Annotated in this window: 19 protein-coding genes; 7 read left to right on the plus strand and 12 right to left on the minus strand. The window is 68.8% G+C overall.

The annotated features are described in order from the left end of the window. The first annotated feature begins 182 nt into the window (after positions 1-182). On the plus strand, positions 183-2,234 hold the full coding sequence (locus M2351_RS09495; RefSeq protein WP_264655848.1) for a molybdopterin-containing oxidoreductase family protein: 2,052 nt from the start codon (positions 183-185) through the stop codon (positions 2,232-2,234). Positions 2,235-2,563: 329 nt separating this feature from the next. After that, on the plus strand, positions 2,564-3,661 hold the full coding sequence (locus M2351_RS09500) for an NAD(P)H-dependent flavin oxidoreductase (RefSeq protein WP_264655849.1): 1,098 nt from the start codon (positions 2,564-2,566) through the stop codon (positions 3,659-3,661). A gap of 16 nt (positions 3,662-3,677) precedes the next feature. Here the strand turns inward: M2351_RS09500 and M2351_RS09505 are convergent, their stop codons facing one another. The 7 genes from M2351_RS09505 to M2351_RS09535 form a co-directional block, all read right to left on the minus strand. Then, on the minus strand, positions 3,678-4,712 hold the full coding sequence (locus M2351_RS09505) for a GGDEF domain-containing protein (protein ID WP_264655850.1): 1,035 nt from the start codon (positions 4,710-4,712) through the stop codon (positions 3,678-3,680). Positions 4,713-4,831: 119 nt separating this feature from the next. Beyond that, positions 4,832-5,344: a pentapeptide repeat-containing protein gene (locus M2351_RS09510; RefSeq protein ID WP_264655851.1), complete on the minus strand. Its 513-nt coding sequence runs from the start codon at positions 5,342-5,344 to the stop codon at positions 4,832-4,834. 53 nt (positions 5,345-5,397) lie between these two features. After that, on the minus strand, positions 5,398-5,928 hold the full coding sequence (locus M2351_RS09515) for a thioesterase family protein (RefSeq protein WP_264655852.1): 531 nt from the start codon (positions 5,926-5,928) through the stop codon (positions 5,398-5,400). A gap of 180 nt (positions 5,929-6,108) precedes the next feature. Continuing rightward, positions 6,109-9,600: a methionine synthase gene (gene metH, locus M2351_RS09520; RefSeq protein WP_264655853.1), complete on the minus strand. Its 3,492-nt coding sequence runs from the start codon at positions 9,598-9,600 to the stop codon at positions 6,109-6,111. Between the two features lie 55 nt (positions 9,601-9,655). Further along, positions 9,656-10,129, minus strand: coding sequence for a DUF29 domain-containing protein (locus M2351_RS09525; protein WP_264655854.1), 474 nt, complete (start codon positions 10,127-10,129; stop codon positions 9,656-9,658). 78 nt (positions 10,130-10,207) lie between these two features. Continuing rightward, entirely contained in the window at positions 10,208-11,089 is an 882-nt protein-coding gene (gene metF / locus M2351_RS09530; RefSeq protein ID WP_264655855.1) for a methylenetetrahydrofolate reductase, read from the minus strand. Then, the gene (locus tag M2351_RS09535) at positions 11,086-12,069 is read right to left on the minus strand and encodes an ArsR/SmtB family transcription factor (protein WP_264655856.1); all 984 of its coding nucleotides are present in this window, start codon (positions 12,067-12,069) and stop codon (positions 11,086-11,088) included. The genes metF and M2351_RS09535 overlap by 4 nt, the downstream gene beginning before the upstream one ends. A 454-nt stretch (positions 12,070-12,523) precedes the next feature. Between M2351_RS09535 and M2351_RS09540 the strand changes: the two genes are divergently transcribed. The 3 genes from M2351_RS09540 (at position 12,524) to M2351_RS09550 (ending at position 15,794) form a co-directional block, all read left to right on the plus strand. After that, the gene (locus M2351_RS09540) at positions 12,524-13,309 is read left to right on the plus strand and encodes an MlaA family lipoprotein (protein WP_264655857.1); all 786 of its coding nucleotides are present in this window, start codon (positions 12,524-12,526) and stop codon (positions 13,307-13,309) included. 148 nt (positions 13,310-13,457) lie between these two features. Next, a complete protein-coding gene (locus M2351_RS09545; protein ID WP_264655858.1) occupies positions 13,458-14,030 on the plus strand; it encodes an MlaC/ttg2D family ABC transporter substrate-binding protein in 573 nt (190 codons plus the stop codon). A gap of 255 nt (positions 14,031-14,285) precedes the next feature. Further along, positions 14,286-15,794: a pentapeptide repeat-containing protein gene (locus M2351_RS09550; protein WP_264655859.1), complete on the plus strand. Its 1,509-nt coding sequence runs from the start codon at positions 14,286-14,288 to the stop codon at positions 15,792-15,794. A 33-nt stretch (positions 15,795-15,827) separates the two neighbouring features. On the opposite strand, the gene M2351_RS09555 is transcribed toward M2351_RS09550, so the two are convergent. After that, the gene (locus tag M2351_RS09555) at positions 15,828-16,499 is read right to left on the minus strand and encodes a class I SAM-dependent methyltransferase (protein ID WP_264655860.1); all 672 of its coding nucleotides are present in this window, start codon (positions 16,497-16,499) and stop codon (positions 15,828-15,830) included. A gap of 100 nt (positions 16,500-16,599) precedes the next feature. Next, the gene (gene ettA / locus M2351_RS09560; protein WP_264655861.1) at positions 16,600-18,276 is read right to left on the minus strand and encodes an energy-dependent translational throttle protein EttA; all 1,677 of its coding nucleotides are present in this window, start codon (positions 18,274-18,276) and stop codon (positions 16,600-16,602) included. 123 nt (positions 18,277-18,399) lie between these two features. Between ettA and M2351_RS09565 the strand changes: the two genes are divergently transcribed. Next, positions 18,400-18,867 carry a YaiI/YqxD family protein gene (locus M2351_RS09565; RefSeq protein WP_264655862.1) on the plus strand — a complete coding sequence of 156 codons (468 nt, stop codon included), beginning with the start codon at positions 18,400-18,402 and terminating at the stop codon, positions 18,865-18,867. Between the two features lie 6 nt (positions 18,868-18,873). Here M2351_RS09565 and M2351_RS09570 read toward each other — a convergent pair whose 3' ends face one another. Then, on the minus strand, positions 18,874-20,190 hold the full coding sequence (locus M2351_RS09570; protein WP_264655863.1) for an exonuclease domain-containing protein: 1,317 nt from the start codon (positions 20,188-20,190) through the stop codon (positions 18,874-18,876). 278 nt (positions 20,191-20,468) lie between these two features. Next, positions 20,469-21,164, minus strand: a complete 696-nt coding sequence (locus M2351_RS09575; protein ID WP_264655864.1) for a hypothetical protein — start codon at positions 21,162-21,164, stop codon at positions 20,469-20,471. Positions 21,165-21,540: 376 nt separating this feature from the next. Here M2351_RS09575 and M2351_RS09580 point away from each other — a divergent pair, with 376 nt between their 5' ends. Further along, positions 21,541-21,990 carry a hypothetical protein gene (locus M2351_RS09580; RefSeq protein WP_264655865.1) on the plus strand — a complete coding sequence of 150 codons (450 nt, stop codon included), beginning with the start codon at positions 21,541-21,543 and terminating at the stop codon, positions 21,988-21,990. A 27-nt stretch (positions 21,991-22,017) separates the two neighbouring features. Here the strand turns inward: M2351_RS09580 and M2351_RS09585 are convergent, their stop codons facing one another. Next, positions 22,018-23,760, minus strand: a complete 1,743-nt coding sequence (locus M2351_RS09585) for a putative bifunctional diguanylate cyclase/phosphodiesterase (protein WP_264655866.1) — start codon at positions 23,758-23,760, stop codon at positions 22,018-22,020. Between the last annotated feature and the right edge of the window lie 15 nt (positions 23,761-23,775).

The following is a 23,775-nucleotide window of genomic DNA, read 5'->3' on the forward strand; positions in this document are numbered from 1 at the left end:
GGAGTACAAATCAAAAGGCGATCATGCGACGCAATATATCGCCTTTTCGGACTCTTCTCCACAAGGATAGGGCTGCAATATTGAAACCATGTGGCAGAAATTAAACAATCCCGAGGGATTGCGGAAAGCGGTTCCGCCGCCCTAAGCTTTCATCACCCGTCCCTGCGCCGAGGCTTTGTCCCGTGACCTCCCCGTTTCTGCCGACCGCCTGCCCGCACGATTGCCCCAGCACCTGCGCGCTGGAGGTGGAGCAACTGGCCCCCGACCGTATCGGCAAGGTGCGCGGTGCTGCGGCCAACAGCTACACGGCCGGCGTCATCTGCGCGAAGGTCAGCCGCTACGCGGAGCGCGTGCACTCCCCCGACCGGCTGAAGACGCCGCTGCTGCGCACCGGCCCCAAGGGTGCCGGCCAGTGGAAGGAGATCGCCTGGGACGAGGCGCTGGACCGCATCGCCGAAGCCTTCCTGGCCGCCGAACGGCAATACGGGGCCGAGGCCGTCTGGCCCCACTACTACGCCGGCACCATGGGCCTCGTGCAGCGCGGCGCGATCCAGCGGCTGCGCCACGCCAAGGGCTACTCGCGGCAGATCAGCACGGTGTGCGACACGCCGGCCAACATGGGCTGGCTGGCCGGCCACGGCGACATCCGCGGCGCCGATCCGCGCGAGATGGCCGACAGCGACCTGATCGTGAACTGGGGCGGCAATCCGGTGGCGACGCAGGTCAACGTCATGACCCACGTCAGCCGCGCCCGCAAGGCGCGCGGGGCGAAGCTGGTCACCATCGACCCCTATCGCACCGGCACGGCCGAGGTGTCGGATCTGCACCTGATGCTGCGGCCGGGCACCGACGGCGCGCTCGCCTGCGCGGTGATGCACGTCCTCTTCAAGGAGGGCTTCGCCGACCGCGCCTACCTCGACCGCTACGCCGCCGACGTGGCGCAGTTGGAGGCGCATCTGGAAACCCGCACGCCCGAATGGGCGGCGGCCATCACCGGCTTGGCGGCGGAGGAGATCGTCGCCTTCGCCCGCCTCTACGGCGGCACGAAGCGCAGCTACCTGCGGCTCGGCTACGGGCTGACGCGCGCCCACAACGGGGCGGCGCAGATGCACGCGGTGTCCTGCCTGCCGGTGGTCACCGGCGCCTGGACGCAGAAGGGCGGCGGCGCGCTCTACTGCTCGTCCGGCATCTACACGATCGACCGCACCCTGTCGGAGGGACTAGACCGGCTCGACAGCTCCGTGCGCGGCTTCGACCAGTCGCGCATCGGCGCGGTGCTGACCGGGGACGACATCAAGGACGGCCCGCCGGTGACGGCGATGCTGATCCAGAACACCAACCCCGCGGTGATCTGCCCGGACAGCGCCCGCGTCCGCCGGGGCTTCCTGCGCGATGACCTGTTCGTCGCGGTGCACGAGCAGTTCATGACCGACACGGCGCGGCTCGCCGACCTCGTCATCCCCGCGACGACCTTCCTGGAGCACGACGACCTCTACCGCGGCGGCGGGCAGATGCACATCCTGATCGGCCGCAAGGTGATCGAGCCGCAGCATCAGGCGCGCGAGAACCACTGGGTCATTTCGGAGATCGCCCGCCGCGTCGGCGCCGAGCATCCGGGCTTCGGCATGACCGCGCTGGAGATCATCGACAGCATGCTGAAGGCGTCCGGCCTCGGCGACGCCGCGACGCTGACGGAGCAGCGCTGGATCGACGCCCAGCCGGACTTCGAGACCTCGCATTTCCTGAACGGTTTCGCCTTCCCCGACGGCCGCTTCCGCTTCGCTCCCGATTGGGCGGCGCTGGGGCCCTACGGCGCGGACGTGCTGCCGGAGATGCCGGACCACATGATCCCTGGCCGCCCGACCGACGCGGAGCACCCCTTCCGCCTCGTCACCGCGCCGGCGCGCCAGTTCCTGAACTCCAGTTTCACCGAAACCGTCACCTCGCAGCGGCGGGAGGGCCGCCCCTCCGCCCTGATCCACCCCGACGACGCCGCCGGCCTGTTGCTGGCCGAGGGCGACGCGGTGCGGGTCGGCAACCGGCAGGGCAGCGTGATCGTCCACGCCAAGCCTTTCGCCGGGGTCCCGCGCGGTGTGGTGATCGTGGAGGGCATCTGGCCGAACACCGCCTTCGTGGAGGGCATCGGAATCAACACCCTGACCTCCGCCGAACCCATTCCGCCCGGCGGCGGCGCGGCCTTCCACGACACCGCCGTGTGGCTGCGCGCGGCGTGACCAAATTCCCCTCTCCGCTCCGGGGAGAGGGTCAGGGTGAGGGGGCGCCCGCAGGGCGGAAACGCAGTCTCATTGCATCGCTTTTCCGGCCTTACGGCCGCCCCTCATCCTAACCGGGTCGCTCGCAAGTCTCGCGCCCCCCGCTGCGCCTACGATCACCTTCGGTGCTCGTCCGGCCTTCGGCCGTCGGCTACGCGCCCCGGAGGGGAGAAGGAACACGGCGCCCCATCACCCACAGTGAACGTCCCCATCACAACAATTCGTTTTTCACGATAGCCGATCCGCCCTAGCCTTCCACCACGATCACACGCATCGCGGAGGGCGAATCCATGCCGGTCCAAACGATCCTGACCCAGCGCCTGGGCCTGACCCACCCCATCGTCCAGGCGCCCATGGCGGGCGGCGGCGACACGGCGGACCTCGTGGCCGCCGTGGGCGAGGCCGGCGGCATCGGCTTCATCGGCGCCGCCTACCTCACCCCCGCCCAGATCACTGAACGGGCGAAGGCGATCCGCGCCCGCACGGGCGCGCCGTTCGGCATCAACCTCTTCGCCCCGCTGCCGGCGCCGGTCCCACCCGCGGACAGCTCGGCCGCGCTCGACCGCGTGGCGCCCTACTACGCTGAACTCGGCCTGCCGGCCCCCGGCACGCCGGCGCTCGGCATCGACGCCTTTGCGGATCAAGTGGCGGCGGCGCTGGACTGCGGGGCCGCGGCCTTCAGCTTTACCTTCGGCATCCCCGTCCCAGACGTCCTCGCCGCCATCAAGGGGCGCGGCATGCTGCTGGTCGGCACGGCCACCACGGTGGAGGAAGCGGTGGCGCTTGAGCGGGCCGGCATGGACGCCGTCGCCGCCCAGGGCGGCGAGGCCGGCGGCCACCGCGGCACCTTCGCCGTCGGCGATGGCCCCGCGGACTTCGGCGCGGCCCAGGTCGGCACCATGGCGCTGGTGCCGCAGATCGTCGACGCGGTGCGCCTGCCGGTGCTGGCGTCGGGCGGCATCATGGACGGCCGGGGCATCGCGGCGGCCTTGGCGCTCGGCGCCTGCGGCGTGCAGATGGGCACCGCCTTCCTGACCTGCGACGAAGCCGGCATCCCGGACGCCTACAAGCAAGCGATCCTGACCGCCCGCGCGCACGAGACGCGGATCACCCGGGCCTTCTCCGGCCGCCCGGCGCGCGGCATCGTCAACCGCGTCATGCGCGAGGTGGCGGAGGAGGAAATCCTGCCCTTCCCGCTCCAGAACGCGCTGACCCGACCGATGCGGACCGCCGCCGCGCAGCAGGGGCGCGCCGAGTTCCTGTCGCTGTGGGCCGGACAGGGGCTGGGCATGGCCCGGCGCCAGACCACAGCGGACCTCGTCACCCGCCTGGCGGAGGAAACCGACGCCGCGATCCGCCGGTTGTCGGGCCCGCTGTCCGGCGGCTGAGCCTGCGGAAACGGAATTATGAACCCGGAGCCTCGGCGGTCACACGGTTGCGGCCGCCGCGCTTGGCCACGTACAGCGCCTCGTCGGCCCGGCGCAGCAGGGCCATCAGTTCCTCCCCGGTGCGGTACTGCGCCGCACCGATCGACAGCGTCACGGAGCCATAGGAGGCGTTGCGCGCCCGGTTGACGATGTGCCGCGACCCGACCGAGGCGCGGAGCTGGTCGGCCAGCGTGATGGCGTTGGTCAGCTCCGTCCGCGGCAGGACGACGGCGAACTCCTCGCCGCCGTAGCGCGCGACGGTGTCGCGGCCCTTGATGCCCTCGGTCAGGACCTTGGCGACCAGCTTCAGCACATGGTCGCCGACCAGATGGCCGTGCGTGTCGTTGAAGATCTTGAAGTGGTCGATGTCGACCATCAGCAGCGACAGCGGAGTGCCGTCCTTCAGCGCGCCCTCCACCGCGGCCACCAACGTCTGGTCGAAGGCGCGCCGGTTGGCGATCCCGGTCAGCCCGTCGGTCATCGCCTCGCGCCGCGCCGTGTCCAGAACAACGCGCAGTTCCGCCAGCTGCTGGCTGGATTCCTGGAGCTGGCCTTGCAGCCGCGCCTGCCGGTCCACGATGGAGGTGGTTTCCGCGGCGATGGCGGCGACCATGGCGCGCAGCTCCTCCACGGTCAGTGCTTGGTCAAGCTCCCCTCGGAAGCCAGCGAGCGCTTGGCCGTAGCGATCCGTCTCCGACCCCACGGTGCCCAACTGGTCAAGGATGCGGCCGAGCGCGGTGCGCGCGCGTTCCGATGTCTCGCGGATCGCCTGCGCCTCCGCGTCCAGCGTGAAGAAGCGCTTGAACAGCTCGTCGCAGTGGGTTTGCGACAGGGTGATGCCGTCGCGCCGGGCGATGTCGATCGCCCGCGTCAGGTCCGGCAGCTGGCCGCCGAAATAGGCATACCAGAGCGTGAAGTTCTCCGGGTTGGGCGCGAGCTGGTCGGCGAGCAGGCGGTCCATGGCGCGCCCTGCAAGGTCGCGCGCCTTTTCAAAATCCTCGATGCCCGCCATGCCCGCAGCCCTTTCCCGATTCCAAGTGAAAATTCTATCGCGGCAGCGAAGACAGGGGCAAGCGACTTTCCGACGCAGCAACTATATGACGAATTGAAATTGCGTTACTGTCTCGGCGGCTAATTGCACTGTCCCAGTGATTTCTCCGCGCAGACAGTCTTGCCGTCGACCCAGGTTGCCCCCGACAGGTCGGCGTGGCGCAGGTCGGCACCCGTCAGCTTGGCCCCCGTGAAGTCGGCCTTCACCAGGATTGTGCTGACGAAGTTGGCGTTGCGCAGGTCGGCCTCCTTCAGGGAGGCGCCGGACAGGTCGGCCCGCGTGAAGTCGGCCTCGATCAGCCGCGCGCCGTCCAATTTCACCCCAGGCATGGTGGTGCTGACGAACTTGGCGCGGTAGCCGTCGGCGTTGGTCAGGTCGGCGTTGGTCAGGTTGGCGCGCTGGAAGGTGGCGTCGCGCAACACGGCGTCCGTCAGCGTGGCCCCGCTCAGGTCGCGGCCGTCGAAGTAGCAGCGGCGCCACAAGACCTTGGCCTGCGCCGGGTCGGTGCAGTCGGCCAGTGCCGGGATCGGAAGGAACAGGGTGGCGGACAGCGTGGCGGAAACCACGAAGGCGGCGAAAATTGTCGTCTTCATGCGCCAAGACATAGGTTGGCGCGCGGGAATTGCCAAACGGGAAAGCGGTTCGCCTAGGGGGTTTTCCCGTCCGCGCCAGCCTCCGCCTTTTTGCCTGTGCGCTGACCGACGGCCTTCCCGGCCTGCGGCGGCTTCGGCAATCGGGCGTGTTCCGCCGCGGTGCGGGCGATCGACTCCGCCGTCTCAGGCGCGAAGGGGACGGTGCGCCGCTCCGTCAGGTCCACATGGACCAGCATGAACTCCGCGGTGGCGGCGAGGAAGCCATCCTCCTCGTGGTGCATCTCGTGGAATAGATGCAGCCGCTTGCCATCCGCCGCCAAAAGACGCGAGGCGAATCGCAGGCCGTCACCTTCCGTCACCTCGCGGGCGTAGGTCAGGTGCGCCTCGACCACGAACATCGACCGGCCCTCCCCCTCCGCGTAAGCCTTGCCGATGCCGAAATGGTCGAGCACCGCGTCGGTCGCGTGGTCGAAGGCCAGCAGGTAAAAGGCCACGTTCATGTGGCCGTTGTAGTCGATCCACTCCGGACGAACCGTCTCGCGGTGCAGGTCCAGCGGGCCGTTGGTGGGGGCTGTTTCACTCATGGGATCAAGATAAGCGCAGGCTGGGCGCTTGGGAACCGCCTTACACCGTCAGGGAGCAAGCCCCAGGAACGCCACCATCTCCGCCCCCACCGCCTGGATTTCGGCGAGCCAGGGGGCGACGTCGTCCAAAGTAGGGTGCCTCCACTCCCATCATAACACGGGAGCGGAGGCGTCGCCTCATCACACGCTGAAGTACTTCGCGCGCGGGTGGTGCAGCACGATGGCCGAGGTGCTCTGCTCCGGGTGGAGCTGGTGCTCGTCGGACATTTCGATGCCGATGCGGCCGGCGTCGAGCAGCTTCAGCAGCTGCTCCTGGTCCTCCAGGTTCGGGCAGGCCGGGTAGCCGAAGCTGTAGCGGCTGCCGCGATAGGCCTGCTGCAACAGCTTCTCCTTGTCGCGGCTGTCTTCGGCGCCATAGCCCAGCTCCGCACGGATGCGGGCGTGGACATACTCCGCCATCGCCTCGGTCATCTCCACGGACAGGCCGTGCAGGTAGAGATAGTCCTGGTAGCGGTTCTCGGCGAACCAGTCCCGCGCCACCTCCGACGCGTGCTGGCCGATGGTGACGACCTGGAGGCCGATCACGTCGCGCTCCCCGTCGTTCACGTCGCGCAGGAAGTCGGCGATGCACTCGCCGTCCTCCTTGGCCTGCCGCGGCAGGGTGAAGCGGGCGACCTCGCTGGTTCCGTCCTCGGCGAACAGGATGACGTCGTTGCCCTCGGCCGCCGCCTTCCAGTAGCCGTAGACCGCCTGCGGCCGCAGGATCTCCTCCTTCGCGGCGATCTGGAGGATGCGATCCAGAACGGGGCGCAGCTCCTTCTTCGCCCACTCCTTGAACTCCTCGAAGGACTTGCCGTCCTTCCGGTAGCCCCACTGGAGCTGATAGAGCATCCGCTCGTTCAGGTACGTCACCAGCGTCTTCAGCGGCACATGCTCGATGACCTTGGCGCCCCAGAAGGGCGGGGTCGGCACCGGCACGCCCTCGGCCAGCCGATGGCGGCGCGCCTGTGCGGCGTCCTTGTCCACCGGGCCGGTCGCGGCGCTGGTCGCCTGCCCCAGAACGCGGCGGCGGTTGACCGCCTTGCCCGCGCGCTTGGCCTGCTGGATGGCCAGCTGCTGGTCGAAGCTGCCGGTCACCACCTTGTCCATCAGCGTCAGCCCGTCGAAGGCGTCGCCCGCGTAGGCGACGCGGCCGGAGCCGTAGGAGGAGACGCAGTCCGTCTCCACATAGGCGCGGGTCAGCGCGGCACCGCCCAGCAGCACCGGCACCTCCAGCCCCTCGCGACTCATCTCCTCCAGGTTCTCGCGCATCACGACCGTGGACTTCACCAGCAGGCCGGACATGCCGATGGCGTCGGCCTTATGCTCCTTTGCCGCCTGGATGATCGCGCCGACCGGCTGCTTGATGCCCAGGTTGACGACCTTGTAGCCGTTGTTGGTCAGGATGATGTCCACGAGGTTCTTGCCGATGTCGTGGACGTCGCCCTTGACCGTGGCCAGCACCATGGTGCCCTTCTGCTGGCCCTCGATCTTCTCCATGTGCGGCTCCAGCCACGCCACGGCGGCCTTCATGGTCTCCGCGGACTGGAGCACGAAGGGCAGCTGCATCTTGCCGGCGCCGAACAACTCGCCCACCACCTTCATGCCGTCGAGCAGGTAGGTGTTGATGATCTCCAGCGGCGAATGAGCCTTCATGGCCTCGGCGAGGTCGTCCTCCAGGCCGGTGCGATCGCCGTCGACGATGCGCTCCTTCAGCCGCCCCTCGACCGTCTCGGCGCGCGCCTTCTTCTTGGTGTCGGCCGCCTTGCGGCCCTCGAACAGCGACAGGAAGACCTGAAGCGGATCGTATCCTTCCGCACGCCGGTCGAAGATCAGATCCTCGGCCACCTTGACCTCGTTCTCCGGGATCTGGTGCAGCGGCATGATCTTGGAGACGTGCACGATGGCGCCTGTCATGCCGCGCTTCACCGCGTGGTCCAGGAAGACCGAGTTCAGCACGTGGCGCGCCGCCGCGTTCAGGCCGAAGGAGACGTTGGACAGGCCCAGGATGATCTGGCAGCCGGGCAGCTCGCGGCTGATCGCCTCGATGCCCTCCAGCGTCCAGATGGCCAGCTTGCGGTCATCCTCGTTGCCGGTGGCGATGGTGAAGGTCAGCGGGTCGAACAGCAGGTCGTGCGCCGGCAGCCCATACTCGTTGACCGCGAGGTCGTAGAGGCGCTTGGCGACGGCGAGCTTGCGCTCCGGCGTCTTCGCCATGCCCTCCTCGTCGATGGTCAGGGCGATGACCGCCGCGCCGAACTTCTTGGCGAGCGCCAGACGCTTGCGCGCCGGCTCCTCGCCGTCCTCGAAGTTGATGGAGTTGATGATGGCCTTACCGCCGTACAGCGCCAGCGCCTTCTCCAGCACGATGTATTCGGTGGAATCGATGACCAGCGGCGCGGTGACGGAGCCGACGAAGCGCTGCACGACCGCCTGCATCTCCGCGACCTCGTCGCGGCCGACGAAGGCGGTGCAGACGTCCAGCGAGTGGCTGCCCTCCTTCACCTGCTCGCGCGCCATCTCGACGCAGCCGTCCCAGTCGTTCTTCTCCTGAAGCTCGCGCCACTTCTTGGAACCGTTGGCGTTGCAGCGCTCGCCGATGGCGAAGAAGGCGTTCTCCTGCCGCAGCGTGACCTGACTGTAGAGCGAGGCGACGGCCGGCACCCAGTGCACCGTGCGGTTCTTCGGGGCCGGACGATGCGAACCGGCCGGGGCCAGTTTGCGCAGCATCTGGTTCGCCGCCGCGATGTGCGGGACGTTGGTGCCGCAGCAGCCGCCGACGAGGTTCACCCCGTCCTCGGTCACGAAGCGCTCCAGCCAGTGTGCGAAGTCGTCGGCGCGCAACGGGTAGTGGGTCTTGCCGTCCACCAGCTCCGGCAGGCCGGCGTTCGGCTGCACGGAGACGAGGCCCTCCCAGTTCTGGGTCAGCCACTTGACGTGCTCGCTCATCTCCAACGGGCCGGTGGCGCAGTTCAGGCCCATCAGCGGCACGTCCAGCGCCTGGATCACCGTCGCCGCCGCAGCGATGTCAGTGCCGACCAGCAGCGTGCCGGTGGTCTCCACCGTCACCTGAACGAAGACCGGCGTGTCGGACCCGGCCTCGGACCACGCGCGCTTGATGCCGTTGACGGCGGCCTTGATCTGCAACGGGTCCTGGCAGGTTTCCACCAGGATAGCGTCGGCGCCGCCGGCGATCAGACCCGCCGCCTGGACGAAGAAGCTGTCCTCCAGATCCTGGTAGGCGATGTGGCCCAGGCTGGGCAGCTTGGTGCCCGGCCCGATGGAGCCGATGACGAAGCGCGGCAGGCCGTCCTTGAAGGTCTCCGCCGCCTCGCGCGCCAGCTCGACCGCGCGCTGGTTGATCTCGAAGGCCTTTTCCGAAATGCCGAACTCGCCCAGCGTCACCGGGGAGGCGCCGAAGGTGTCGGTCTCCACCATGTCCGCGCCGGCCTCGAAATAGCCGCGGTGGATTTCCCGCACGATGTCCGGCCGCGACAGCGGCAGGATGTCGGTGCAGTTCTCGTGCCCCCAGTAATCCTTCTCCACGTCGAGGTCGAGCGCCTGGATGCGGCTGCCGAACCCGCCGTCGCAAAGCAGGACGCGGTCGCGGAGAGTGTCGAGAATGTGCGGCATGGGAAGGGTCGGGTCCGTTTCGGAAGGAAGGTCGGGCGAAAAGGGTCGAAATACGTCAGTCGAGGCCGTGCCGGTTCACCGGCCACCAGCCTTTCTCGGTGATCAGTTCCAGGGACCAGGGGCACTCGGCCGGCAGGTCGTGCAGTGTCAGGCCGTCCTGGGCGAGGCCGAGCGCGGCCAGTTCGCGGGCCGTCTCGTAGACGTCGGGCAGGTCGATCTTGCCGTGCAGGCTGGGGCTGGCCTTCAGATCGCGCAGGACGCGGCCACGGTGCTCCACGACCGAGGCTTTCCAGCCGTTGCGGGGATCGGTCGCCGAGGAGTGTTCCAGCTTCAGGAGATGTTCCAGGATGCGCGTGAGCGCACTTTCGACCGCTCGCGTCTCGGAACGCCCCATATCCTCGATCTCCCCCGCCACATGGTCCCAGTCGATGGGGGTGTTCAGGCGTTCGCGGGCGGCCTCGCGGAGGAGACGCGCCTGTTCCTGGGTCCAGGCGTAGAAGTCGTCGTCGTATCCGATCCGGCTGTCCATGGCCCTGCCCCTCCGTGACCGCGATCTCCGCACCACCCTAACATAGGGGCAGCGCGGACGCCTGCCCGCTCTCCCCGGTTACGACACGGCTGGCTGCTTCGCCTTCACGCCGAGCATCCGGCAGATGGCGACGGTCAGTTCCGACCGGTTCAGCGTGTAGAAGTGGAAGTCCTTGATGCCCTGGGCCTGGAGCGCCTGGCACTGCTCCGCCGCGACGGTGGCGGCGACCAGCTGGCGGGTCTCCGGGTCGGAGTCCAGCCCGTCGAAGGTCTCGGCCAGCCGCTTCGGCATGGAGGCGCCACACTTGCCGGCGAACTCCACCGCGCGGGCGAAGTTGGTGATCGGCAGGATGCCGGGGACGATGGGCACGGTGATGCCCGCCGCGGCGCAGCGGTCCAGGAAACGGAAATAAGCGTCGTTGTCGAAGAAGAACTGGGTGATCGCCCGCGTGGCGCCGGCGTCGACCTTGCGCTTCAGGTTGTCCAGGTCGAATTGCGCGTTCGGCGCCTCCGGGTGGGTTTCCGGATAGGCGGCGACGGAGATCTCGAAGTCGGCGACCTTCCGCATGCCCTCCACCAGGTCGGCCGCGTAGGCGTAGCCGCCGGGATGCGGGACATAGCGGGCGCCGACGCCCCCCTCCGTCTCCGGCGGATCGCCGCGGAGCGCCACGAGGTGGCGGATGCCGGCGTCCCAATAGGTCCGGGCGATGGCGTCGATCTCGTCGCGCGTGGCGCCCACGCAGGTGAAGTGCGCGGCGGCGGCGATGCCCGTCTCCTTCTGGATGCGGGTGACGGTGTTGTGCGTGCGCTCGCGCGTCGAACCGCCGGCCCCGTAGGTCACCGACACGAAGGAGGGCCCGAGCGGGGCGAGGCGCTGGATCGCCTGCCACAGGCTCTGTTCCATCTTCTCCGTCTTCGGCGGGAAGAATTCGAAGCTGACCGACGGAATGCCGGACGTCATGGCTGGGCTCCGCTGCTGGAGAGGATGGTCGAAGGGGTGGCGGGTGTGGTCTTGGCGACGCGGGTGGCCGGCCAGATGGAAACGGTCAGTGGGGCGCCCGGCAGATGCACGACCGGGCCGCAGTCGAGGCCGGCCAGGTGGCACCAGGCGGCGACCTCATCGTCGGTGAAGCCGAGGCGGCGGTGCGCGTGCTCCGCGCGCAGCGATTCGAGCTGGTGCGGCGCGAAGTCAACGATCAGCAGGCGTCCGCCCGGCCGCAGCACCCGCGCGGCCTCGGCCAGCAGGTCGGCCGGCGATTCCGCGAAGTGGAGCACCTGGTGGACCACCGCCGCGTCGAAGGAGCCGGACGGAAACGGCAGCTGGTACATGTCAGCCTGCCGCACATGGCAATGGCGCAGGCCGGCCTCCTCCAGCTTGGTGCGGGCGATCGACAGCATCTCGCGCGACTGGTCGATGCCCACCGCCCGCTGGGCGCGGGTGCCCAGCACCTCCAGCATGCGGCCGGTGCCGGTGCCGATGTCCAGAAGCTCCCCCACGCCGTCGGCGGGCAGCAGGCGCAGCAGCGCCTCCTCCACCTCGCGCTCAGGCACGTGGAGGGAGCGGATCTCGTGCCAGCGGCCGGCGTTCTCGCGGAAATAGCTCGCCGCCGATTCGGAGCGGGCGCGCTTGATCGCCTCCAGCCGCTCCAGGTCGAGCGTCAGCGTCGGGTCGTCGGGGGGGATGGCGTCCACCAGCACGCGGGCGAGTTCCGCCGAGGCGCCGCGCTCCGCCAGCCGGTAGAAGGCGAAGGTGCCCTCCCGGAAGCGGTCGAGCAGACCGGCGTCGCACAGCAGCTTCAAGTGCCGGGACACGCGCGGCTGGCTCTGGCCGAGGATCTGCGTCAGCTCGGTCACGGTCAGCTCGCCATGGGCGCACAGCGCCAGCAGCCGAAGCCGCGTGGTTTCCGCCGCCGCCTTCAATGTCGCAAGCAGATCGTCCATGTCCGCCGCTCGCACCCCTCTGTCCGAGTTCCCGGAACCCTCCGGGCCTTCCATAAGCGAGTCGCACCGTCGCGCGCCCCATCGTGGATACAGATATAAAGATATCTTTATGCAGCGTAAACACGTTTTCGCATCCCGCCACGCAATCGGTGGCCCTCTGCCCGAAAACGCACCATCCTGACGCGTTTTCAGCCGTCTAGAAGGAAACGACGGACGCTGGCGCGGCAATCCTATCACATTGGTCAGACTGCCGGCCGTGACCTCGCGTGGCACGCTGGTCAAACGGCTGCGCCTGTGTTAGTGGACAAGTTCAGGCCGGTGTTGTGCGGTTTCATCCGGACAACGTCGGGTTTCGATACGCCCTGTCTCCGACCGCCCAGGGAGCCGAGGTTCCCGGGGTTCGCGTTGATTGTGCGCCCCGTGCCAAGTGTGCTTCCAGAAAGAGCCGTCGCCGATGAAGCTGGTCACCATCACCCGCTCCCTCCTTCGTCCGGCCGCCGCGGCCGCGCTCGCCCTGTCGGTCGCGGGATGCGCGACCACGCCGGCCACCCCCGAAGCGGAAACCACGGTCAGCGATCCGCTGGAAGGGCCGAACCGCGTCGTCTTCGCGGTGAACGAGGCGGCGGACAAGGCGGTGATCCGCCCGGTGACCGATGTCTATGTCGCCGTCGTGCCCGACCCCCTGCGCCAGGCGGTGCACACCTTCGTCCAGAACCTGATGGGGCCGCTGTACATCGCGAATCATCTGCTGCAGGGCAATTTCGAAGGCGCGCAACTGGCGACCGGCCGCTTCATGACCAACACGATCCTCGGCCTCGGCGGCATCGCCGACGTCGCGTCGGAGGTCGGCCTGACGGAGAAGCCGGCCGATTTCGGCCAGACGCTGGGCGTGTGGGGGGTCGGCTCGGGCCCGTACCTTGTGCTGCCGCTGCTGGGGCCGTCCAACGTCCGCGACGCGGTCGGCTACGGCGTGGACACGCTGGGCGACCCGTTCCGCATCTGGACCGCCGGCGCCAATCAGGAAGGCCTGCAATGGGGCCGCACCGGCGCTTCGGGCGTCGACCGGCGGTCGCAGGTGCTGCGCGAGATCGACGATCTGCGCCGCAACTCCATCGACTTCTATGCGACGGTCCGCAGCCTCTACGCGCAGCAGCGCGAGGCGGCGATTCGCGGCAGCAGCACCCCGGCGAACCCGGAGTTCCCGGAATTCCCGGAATACAACACCCCCGCCAAGAAGTGAGAACCGGCGAAACGCCGCGGACGGCCGCCCCGTACGGCGGCCGAGGCGCTTTGTGCATGATGAGTGTTGACAAAGCCTCCGCGGCAGCCACCTTTGCCTTGCCATGCTGACACGTCGTCTTTTCCTAGTGTGCGCGGCCCTGCTCGCGGTGAGCAGCTGGGCCGTCCGTCCCGCCGCCGCGCAATCGGCCGATCCGGGCGCGACTGCGTTCATCCAGAAGCTGGGGAACGAGACCGTCTCCACCTTCGCCAACAAGGGCCTGCCCCGCGACCAGGCGGTCCAGCGCTTCCGCACCCTGCTCTACCAGGGCTTCGACGTGCCCTACATCGGGCGCTGGGTGCTGGGTCGTTACTGGAATTCGGCCACGCCGCAGCAGCAGGACGAGTACCAGAAGCTGTTCGAACAGCTGATCGTCAAGACCTACGCCGATCGCTTCGTCGATTATTCGGGCGAGTCCTTCAAGATCTCCAGCGCGCGGCCGGAAGGCGAGTCGGACACGATGGTGACCACCCAGGTCCTGCGGCCGAGCGGCCCGCCGGTCAACGTCGACTGGCGCGTGCGCCATCGCGACGGCGCCTACAAGATCATCGACGTGGTGGTCGAAGGCGTCAGCATGGGTGTCACCCAGCGCCAAGAGTTCGCCTCCGTCATCAGCCAGAACGGCGGCCAGGTGCAGGGCCTGATCCAGGCGCTGCGCCAGAAGGTCGGGCAAGCGGGCTGATGAGGCCCGGCTGACGCTTCAAAGGGATACGCGCCCCGGCGCATCGCAAAAAGCCGCCCCCCAGGGCGGCTTTTTTCTTGCGGCTTTTTTCTTGCGGCCTTTCCCTTACGGCCCATTTCTTTCGTGTACCCTTGCCGAGTGTATCAAAATTCGCGTTCACATTTTTCGAGCCCCTCGATTCCGTGACGCGGCACGCGGAACGGGTTATCTTCGCCGCCTGCGCTTCTTTTGCGATGCGTCGGTCACAGGGACCCCATGGCTGAGCGGACTGCGAACGAGATCGAGGCGATCAAGGCGATCATCGCCGCCCATCACGCCTGGCTGCGGCGCCGCGGCGGCCGCCGCGCCGACCTCAGCTTCCGCGACCTGTCCGGCCTGCCGCTCGACCGCGTCAACCTGACCGGGGCGAAGCTGGCCGGGGCCAACCTGGTGGGCGCGCGGCTGGCGCGGGCCGACCTGACGCAGGCCGACCTGTTCGGCGCCGACCTGGAAACGGCGAACCTGACCGCGGCGACGCTGACCGGGGCCGACCTGCGCGGCGCCAATCTGCACCGCGCGACCCTGACGGACGCCAACCTGCGCGGCGCCGATTTCCGCGGCGGCGCTCTGATGGACAATCCGGACTCCGGCAACTCCGAGCCGTCGCGCTCCGGTGCGCGGCGCATGGACGGCGTCACCCGCCTGACCGAGGCGAAGATGGAGCGGTCCATCCTCGCCGGGGCCAACTTCACCGGCTGTGACCTCAGCGGCGCCGACCTGAACGACGCGGACCTGACGGGGGCGGAGTTGACCTCCGCCGTGCTGGTCGGCACCGATTTCTGGGGCGCCACGCTGGACGGCGTCACCTTCAACGGCACGACCATCGACCAGGCGACGCTCGACCGCACCTACCTCCCCTTTGAGGTCGGGGCCGGCGCCATCGTGCAGCCCACCTACAAGACCATGACGGCCGCGGAGTTCCTGGAGGCCGTCGCCGCGCACGAGCGCTGGGTGGACAGCCAGGGCGCCGACGGCCGCCATCTCGACCTCGACCTCGTGTCGGTGACCGGGGTGGACCTGAACGGCCGCACACTGGCCGGGGCGCGGCTGCGCCGCTGTCGTCTGATCGGCGCGCGGTTGGCGAAAGCCGGCCTGGACATGGCCGACCTGTCCTACTGCGACCTGACCGGCGCCGACCTGACGGAGGCCGTCCTGCGTGGCACCAACCTGCGCCGGACCGCCCTGTCCCGCGCGGTGCTGGTGCGTGCGGACGCCCGCCCCGCCGCCTTGAGCGGCGACCGGCAGTGGCCCGCCAACTTCGACGGCGCGACCCTGACCGGCGCCGACCTGCGCGACGCCCGGATGGGCGCGGCGGTCCTGCGCTCCGCCACGCTGACCAACGCCAGGCTGGACGGGTCGGGGATAACCCTGCCGGAGGCCGCCGCCCCGCCCCCGCCGCCCAAGCCGCAGGAGCGGCGCAAGCAGAAGCGCTACGTCCGGCCCAGCCTGATCGTGCAGACCGACCGCGGCACGCACCCGACGCGCAACTGGTCCATCGGGGGCCTGTGCCTTCAGGCGCCGGGCCAGACGTTCCGCCAAGGGGAAATGGTCACCGCGCGCGTGGCGATGGAGGGCCGGGAGGATCTCTCGGCCACGGCGCAGTTCGTCATCCTGCACACGAACCAAGGCCGAGGGCAGGTGTCGGTGCGGTTCCACCAGTACAGCGACGAACTGAAGCAGTTCCTGAAGGCCGCCTTCCTGGAACACCAGAAGCTGGAGGGATGACGACGCCCTGGCAAGGCCGGGTCAGGCACCCTGTCAGGCCGCCCTGTCCTTCCGCGCGATGAAGGCGTGGTAGGTGTCCGGCCCCAGGCCCGTCTCGAAGTCGATCGTCAACGCGTCCAGCAGGGCGAAGCCGTTGCGCTTGATCAGATCGGCCCACATGCTCGCCCCCATGACGCTGTAGTGGTTCGGATTCTCCTGGTGCCGGCAGGACGTGTCAGGTGCCGGCACTTCGATGTACAGGTACCCGCCGGGGCGCAGGATGCGGTTGAAGCCGTTGATCGTGAAGTGAGGAAAGACGCTGTGCTCCACGGCGTGCCGGCACCACACGGTGTCGAAGCTGCCGTCCGCGAAGGTCAGGAACGACTGGTCCATCGCGTGCACGTCGTAGCCGAGGTCCCGGCAAACGCGATGATCTTCGCCCAGCGTGACGCCGGTCGGACGCGCGCCCCGCTCCGTGAACTCCTTCAGCGCCACGCCCTGCCCGCAGCCGACATCCAGAATCCGCCCGCACGCCTCCGGGAACTTGTCGAACAGATAACCGATCATCTGCCGCGTGATGTCCGTGTGCATCGGATGCTGCGGCTCAGGATAGATGTCCTTCTCCAGCCCGCGCAGGAAGGCGTCGAGACGGGCGTAACGGCCCAAGCCGGCGTCAGATGGGTCGGCGCCAGATGGGTCGGCGCCAGATGGGTCGGCGTCGGACATCGTTCCTCCCGGATCAGGATCGGCGGTTGCCGTCTTCGGCCCACCGCCAAGAAAAAGGCCCCTCTCCGCCGGGGAGAGGGACCGGTATCCGCGCCGATGGTTACGAGCGGACCAGCGGCTTGTACTTGATGCGGTGCGGGTTGACCGCGTCCTCGCCCAGGCGGCGCTTCTTGTCGGCCTCGTAGGCTTCGAAGTTGCCCTCGAACCACTCCACGTGGCTGTCGCCCTCGAAGGCCAGGATGTGGGTGGCGAGGCGATCGAGGAACCAGCGATCGTGGCTGATGACCACGGCGCAGCCGGCGAAGGTTTCCAGCGCCTCTTCCAGCGCGCGCAGCGTGTCGACGTCCAGGTCGTTGGTCGGCTCATCGAGCAGCAGGACGTTGGCGCCGGACTTCAGCATCTTGGCGAGGTGAACGCGGTTGCGCTCACCGCCGGACAGCTGGCCGACCTTCTTCTGCTGGTCCGGACCGCGGAAGTTGAAGGACGAGACGTAGGCGCGGCTCGGCATCGACTTCTTGCCAAGGTCGATGATATCCAGCCCGTCGGAGATCTCCTCCCACACGGTCTTGTTCGGGTTCAGCGAATCGCGGCTCTGGTCGACATAGCCCAGCTTCACCGTCTCGCCGACGCGGAAGGCGCCGGCGTCCGGCCCGTCCTGCCCGGTGATCATGCGGAACAGCGTGGTCTTGCCGGCGCCGTTCGGGCCGATCACGCCGACGATGCCGCCCGGCGGCAGGCGGAAGGACAGGCCGTCGATCAGCAGCCGGTCGCCGAAGCCCTTGTTGATCGTCTCGGCCTCGATGACGACGTTGCCCAGGCGCGGCGGCGTCGGGATGACGATGCGGGCCTCGCCCGTCGACTCCTTGCCGCTTTCGGCCAGCAAGGTCTCGTAGGCGGAGATGCGGGCCTTGCTCTTGGCCTGGCGGGCGCGCGGGGACTGGCGGATCCACTCCAGTTCGGTGGCCAGCTGCTTCTGGCGGGCCTCCTCGGCGCGGCCTTCCTGCTCCAGCCGCTTCTGCTTCTGCTCCAGCCAGGAGGAGTAGTTGCCCTCCCACGGAATGCCCGAGCCGCGGTCGAGTTCGAGGATCCAGCCGGTCACGTTGTCCAGGAAGTAGCGGTCGTGGGTGACCAGGACGACCGTGCCCTTGTAATCCTCAAGGTGCTTCTGCAGCCAGGCCACGGACTCCGCGTCCAGGTGGTTGGTCGGCTCGTCGAGCAGCAGCAGGTCGGGCTTTTCCAGCAGGAGCTTGCACAGCGCCACGCGGCGCCGCTCGCCACCCGACAACTTGGTCACGTCGGAGTCGCCCGGCGGGCAGCGCAGCGCGTCCATGGCGATCTCGACCGTGCGGTCGATGTCCCAGGCGTCGGCGGCGTCGATCTTCTCCTGCAGTTCGGCCTGCTCGGCCATCAGCGCGTCGAAATCGGCGTCCGGGTCGCCCATCGCTTCCGACACGGCGTTGAAGCGGTCCAGCAGGGCCTTGGTCTCGGACAGCGCCTCCAGGACGTTCTCCTGGACGGTCTTGGTCGGGTCGAGCTGCGGCTCCTGCGACAGGTAGCCGACCTTGGCGCCCTGCGCGGCCCAGGCCTCGCCGGAATAATCCTTGTCAAGGCCGGCCATGATCTTCATCAGCGTGGACTTACCGGCGCCGTTGACGCCGAGCACGCCGATCTTCACGCCGGGCAGGAAGGACAGCCAGATGTCGTCCAGAACCTTCTTGCCGCCGGGGTAGACCTTGGACAGGCCCTTCATCACATAAACATACTGATAGGACGCCATGCGCCGCTCCGACCCTTCTGCACAAAAAGGAAAAAATCAGGACGCCACCCGCGGCGCCGCTTCGCTCGCCAAGGGTTTTAGCGCATAAGGACGCGACATTAAACGGCGAAGGAGGGAGGCCGGGTGGTCGAGATTTATGTGGATGCCGATGCCTGCCCAGTAAAGGCCGAAATTTACCGGGTGGCCGGACGCTCGGCTACAAAGGTTTGGATCGTCAGCAACGGCCCTTTGCGCCTGCCGACCGAGTGTTTGGCCGAGCTTGTGGTGGTCGGGTCGGAGTTCGACGCCGCCGACAACTGGATCGCCGACCACGTGACGGAGGCCGACATCGTGGTCACCGCCGACATCCAGCTGGCCGACCGCTGCGTCAAAAAGCGCGCCGTGGTGATCGGCCCGACCGGGCGCCCCTTCACCGAGGATTCCATCGGGACGGCGATCGCCACCCGCGCCCTGATGCAGGATCTGCGGGACATGGGCGTGGTCAACGGCAACAACAAGCCGATGAGCCAGCAGGACAAGTCCAAGTTCCTCCAGGCCCTCGACCAAGCCGTCCAGGCCCTCAAGGCCGGCCGGCGGCCCCGCTGGAAGTAGGCGCCATCACCGCCGTTGCACCTGCACCTGTCCTTCGGCGAAGCCCCGCGCGGCGCCGTGGCTGTCGATGCCCCGCCCGTCCAGTTGCAGCAGGATCGCTGCCGCCAGCTCCGCCTGGATGAGTGCCGGGGCGAAGACGTCCGGCCGCGGGTGCGGCGCGACGCCGAACGCGGCGCACAGCCGGTCCAGCGGCGCCCCCTCCAGCGAGCGGTCCAACGCCGTCGCCAGTCGTGCGAGGTCGAGCGACAGCGGCCGTTCCAGCGTGCCCGCCGGCCCCGCCCGCACGAAGTCGCGTTCCAGCGCGTCGAGCGCCGCCTCCACCCCGATCCCGACGACCACGCAGCTGTGCAGGGCCTCGGCGATCACAGGCCAGGACTCCGCGAAGGGCCGCGCACCCTGCACCATGGCGTCGGTCACACCATGCCGGGCGGCGGCTTCCTCGGGAATCGGCCGGCCGGGATCGACGAACAGGTCCAGCGACAGCGACCGGAAAACGCGGGGTCCCGCCAGCCGCACCGTGCCGACAGAGACGACAGTACTGTCTTCCCCGTCCCCCGTGGTCGCGACCCACAGGCTGACCAGCGGCAGTGTCAGCAGTGGCTCCTCGTCGCCGAGATGCGGCGCGCGCGCCATCGGCCGCAGCACCACCCGGTCGCCGGCCAGCAGCGCCGGCGCGTTGCCGCTCCGCGCCGGAAAGACCAGCGCAACCCCGGCCTGCAAGCCGAGGTCCCGGACGCGCACTTGAACCTCGCCGCCCTGCGCCCGGCGCAGCAGGGCGGAAACCATTTGCCCGCTCTCCCGCGCTCGCTCAATGGCGCGGAACAGCTCGGGCCGGGACAGGTGGTCGTAGATGTCGGCGCCCACTGCGATGCCCAACTGGCCTGCGGCAACCGCGTTCAAAAGCTCGACCCGCCCGAAATCGTCCAGCACGACCACGGGCTCCTCCAGGGCCGACATCACGCCGGTCAACTGCGCGCCGCCCCCGGCCGCCGCACTGGACCGATCATGGCGCAGCGCCTCCGCGGCGGCCTTGGCGAGGCGCCCGGCCTCATCGTCGCGACTGTTCGCGGCGAGATCGGCGGCACCCCGTCCGCGCGGCGCCGCCAGGGCGTCCCGCAGCCGCTCCACGTCGCGGAAATGCCGGCCGAGCCGCGCGAAGGCCGCCCACAGCGCCACAACACCCAGCGCGACCGCGCCCATGTCGGTGTAGTAGGCCTCGCGGTCGTCGCCGACCAGCCGGCCGATGTCCATGCCCAGATAGGCGAAGGCCAGCCCCGCGACCGCAAGCCCCAGCACCGCCGACCGCCACGCACCGCCCCCCATCGGGCCGCCTCCCAACGCCAAGACCAGCGTTGAGTCTATCGCTCCTGGAACCGGACGCAAAGAAAAGGCGCCAATTCCCTTCTCCCCTCCGGCCTTTCGCGCCCGCTAGCGGGCGCTGACGGCGACAGGCGGCCTTTGGCCGCCGAGAGCGGGAGAAGGTTAAGGATGAGGGGGCGGCCGCAGGCCGGAAACGCGGGCTCATTGCAGCGCCGTGACGCCCTTACGGGCGCCCCCTCACCTAACCCTCTCCCCAGGGGGAAGAGGGCTTCTCCGCCGTCTCACTTCTCCGCGAAGCAGTACAGCAGGCCCGCCCCGCCCGTGCTCTTCAGCGCGTCCTGGCTGCAGCCGCCGCGCGACAGGTGCGAGGAGTTCCAGGACTTGGCCGGCGGGTCGTCGCTCAGCCCGGTGCGGTCGCTGTGGCCCAGCATGGCGGCCCCCTCCGTCCCGCTCCGGGTCCAGTTGCTGCAGGTGCGATCCTCGGAGACGGCGAAGGCGGTGCCGTCCGGCTGGGTGCCGGTCAGGATGTCGTGCGTGTTCGGGTTGTCGCCCCGACCGTTGACGACTTCGCCCTTCTCGGTCAGCGCGGTCTGCTTGGTCAGGTTGTTGGTGCCGTGCAGTTCCTCCGCGTTGCGGGCGATCACCTGCCCCTTGGCGTTCTGCCATGGGCCGGCGCCGATGCGCTCGCGGGCGTTCACCGCGTTCTGGCCGGGGATCGCCTGGGTGCTGAGGTAGGCCTTCCAGTTGTGGTTGCCCGCGCCGACCGCCTCGGCCAGCTTTTGGCAATGCTGGTCGGCGCCAGCCAACCCGCCGAGGTCTGCCCCCTTGCCAAGTCCCGTGCTGGTGACGAAGAAGGTCATGGCGTTGGCACCGCCGGCCTGCTGCGCCAGGGCACCCCCGCACAGCGCGGCGGGCACCACCAGCGCTGCCCCGAACATCAGCCCACGAATGGTCCGCACCGTCGTCCTGGTCATCATGTTCCTCCCCATTGTTGGCTCCATTGTTGGCCCCGTTGCTGGAAGCGTATCGGGACAGTGACGCTCCAGCAGGGCGGTTTATTCCCCGCGTTCCGTATGGTGCTTTTGGATCTCATCAATCCAGGTGCCGCTCCACCAACGGGCAACACCCTTTTTTGCCCGCAAAATGCTCCGAATTTTGAACCATTTCGACGACGTTACGCGCATACAATTCCCGCAACTCTAAAGAATAACGATAGAATATAGCAGCAGTTCTCTTTATCGGAGTTTGCTCATCCAACAGCATGTTGTTTGCCGGCAAACTGTTAATCTCTTTTTAAACTCTATTCTGCATATTTTCGGGACTTTCTCCTTCCCATGCATTTGGAGACTGCTGATGGTGATGGTGTACCACCCCTACTCGCTCCGGCAGCACGAGGACCGGCGCGGCGGCAGGAAGGCTGTGCTCGCCGTGCTTTTCGCGCTCGCCGTGCCGCTGGCGGTGGGGGCCGGATACACCATGGACGCAGTGCGCGGCTATGCGGTGCAGGCCCGGCTGTCGCAGGCGGTGGACGCCGCGGCTCTGGCCGGCGGCCGCGTCATGTTCGACGACCAGCGCGACGGCCACATCCGCACCTTCTTCTCGATCGCCTTCCCCAACGGGTTCCTGGGATCCAACACGGCCCCGCTGGCCATCGCCGACGACCCGCGCGCCGGCACGCTGACGGTCAGCGCGCGGGCCACCGTGAAGGCGCTGTTCACCCGCCTGCTGGGTGGCGACGACGTGACGGTGGAGGCGCACTCCATGGTCCGCCTCGGCGGCGCGCACGGCCGCAAGCCCCTGTAATCAAAACCACGAATACAGCGTGCGACGTCAGTCGGGGCTGAGCCAGGGACGATCCAGGCCCGGCCGGCCGAAGCGGTAGCCCTGGAGCAGCCGCACCCCCTCCCGCCGCAACGTCGCCGCCTCCTCGTCGCTCTCCACGCATTCCGCGACGGTGGTCATCCCGAACCCGTTGGCCAGCCCGACCAGCGTGCGGATGAACAGAAGCGCGTCCGGCCCGTCCTTCAGCTCGCGCACGAAGGAGCCGTCGATCTTCACGATGTCGATCGGCAGCGCCTTCAGGTGCCGGTAGGACAGGTAGCCCGCCCCGAAATCGTCGAGCGCCGTCCGGCAGCCGAGCGACCGCACCGCGGCCAGGAAGGCGGCGGTTTCCTCCAGATCCTCGATGGCGGCGGTCTCGGTGACCTCCAGGATCAGGCGTTGCGCCAGCTCCGGCCGCGCCCCGAGGCGTCGTTCCAGGGTGTCGAGCCAAGTCCGGTCGGCCGTCGTCGTGGCGGACAGGTTGAGCGACAGGACCACGGCCGGATGGCGCTCCAGCTCCTGCACCGCGTGGTCCAGCGTGTGCAGGTCGATGCGCCGCGCCATGCCCAGCCGCTCGACCGCCGGCATGAAGGCCCCAGCCGGAACCGGCGTGCCGTCCGCCGCCATCAACCGCAGCAGGCACTCGTAAAAGGCAACCTCCGGCCGCCCCACCCCGTCCACGCCGACCACCGGCTGGAAGGCGAAGCGCAGCCCGTCGGCCTGGAGCGCCGCCTTGACCATCTGCCCGGTCGCCAGCGCGTTGCGCAGGCCCGTCTGCTTCGAACTGGTCGCGCGGTGCGGCCAGAAACAGTCGCCGCCCTGCCGCTTGGCCTCCTGAAGCGCGGTTTCCGCCCGGGTCATCACCTCGTCCACGCGGCACCGGCCGTTGTCAGTCCCGGCGCATTTGGCGATGCCGCCGGCCGACACGGTGACGAGGATCGGCCCGGCCGGCGTGTCCACCGGGGCCGCCCGCACCGCGCGCAGCAGCTTGTCGGCCACATGGACCATGTTGTCTTCCGGGCAGTGCGGCAGCACGACGCCGAAGATGTCGCCGCCCGCGCGCCCCACCGTGTCGCCGGGGCGCAGAACGCGCTGCAGCCGGCGTGCCACCTCGCGCACGACGGCGTCCGCGGCGGCGTGCCCCATGGCGTCGTTGACGAGGCCGAGTTTGTCGATGCCCACCGCCAGATACAGGCCGCCGAGCGTCGCGGGGCAGTCCCCTTCCGTATGGCCCCCTTCAACATGGACGGTGCGGCAGGTGCCGGACAGCGCCTCGCGCAGGCGGTGGCGGTTGACGAGGCCGGTCAGCGGGTCGAAATGGGCTTGGTGCTCCAGTTCGACCTCGTAGGCCTTGCGGCGGTCGATGACGCGCAGCACGCCGCGCAGGCGCACGGGCATGCCGTCGCCGTCGCGTTCCACTTGGCCGCGGTCGTGGATCCAGTGCATCCCGCCGTCGGCCAGCCGCAGGCGGTAGTCGCAGTCGAAAGAGCTTCCCGTCTCGATGTGCTGCGACAGCGCGACGCGACGCCGCGCCCGGTCCGAGCGCTCGATCCGCGCCCGCCACGCCTCGCCGTAGGCGATTTCCGCGGGCGCGCCCAGCTGGGCCACCGCCCCGCCGGCCCAGGAGATCGAATCGGTGGCGATGTCCCAGGCATAGGCGATGTCGCCCGACGCGTCGAGGGCCGCCGCGATGACCTGGGACTCCATCCGGGGCCCGTCCATCCGGCGATCATCCAGGACCAGCAGGTCCATGGCCAACTCTCCCAC

Origin of the sequence: Azospirillum canadense (assembly GCF_025961225.1) — a bacterium.
GTDB classification, from domain to species: Bacteria; Pseudomonadota; Alphaproteobacteria; order Azospirillales; family Azospirillaceae; genus Azospirillum; species Azospirillum canadense.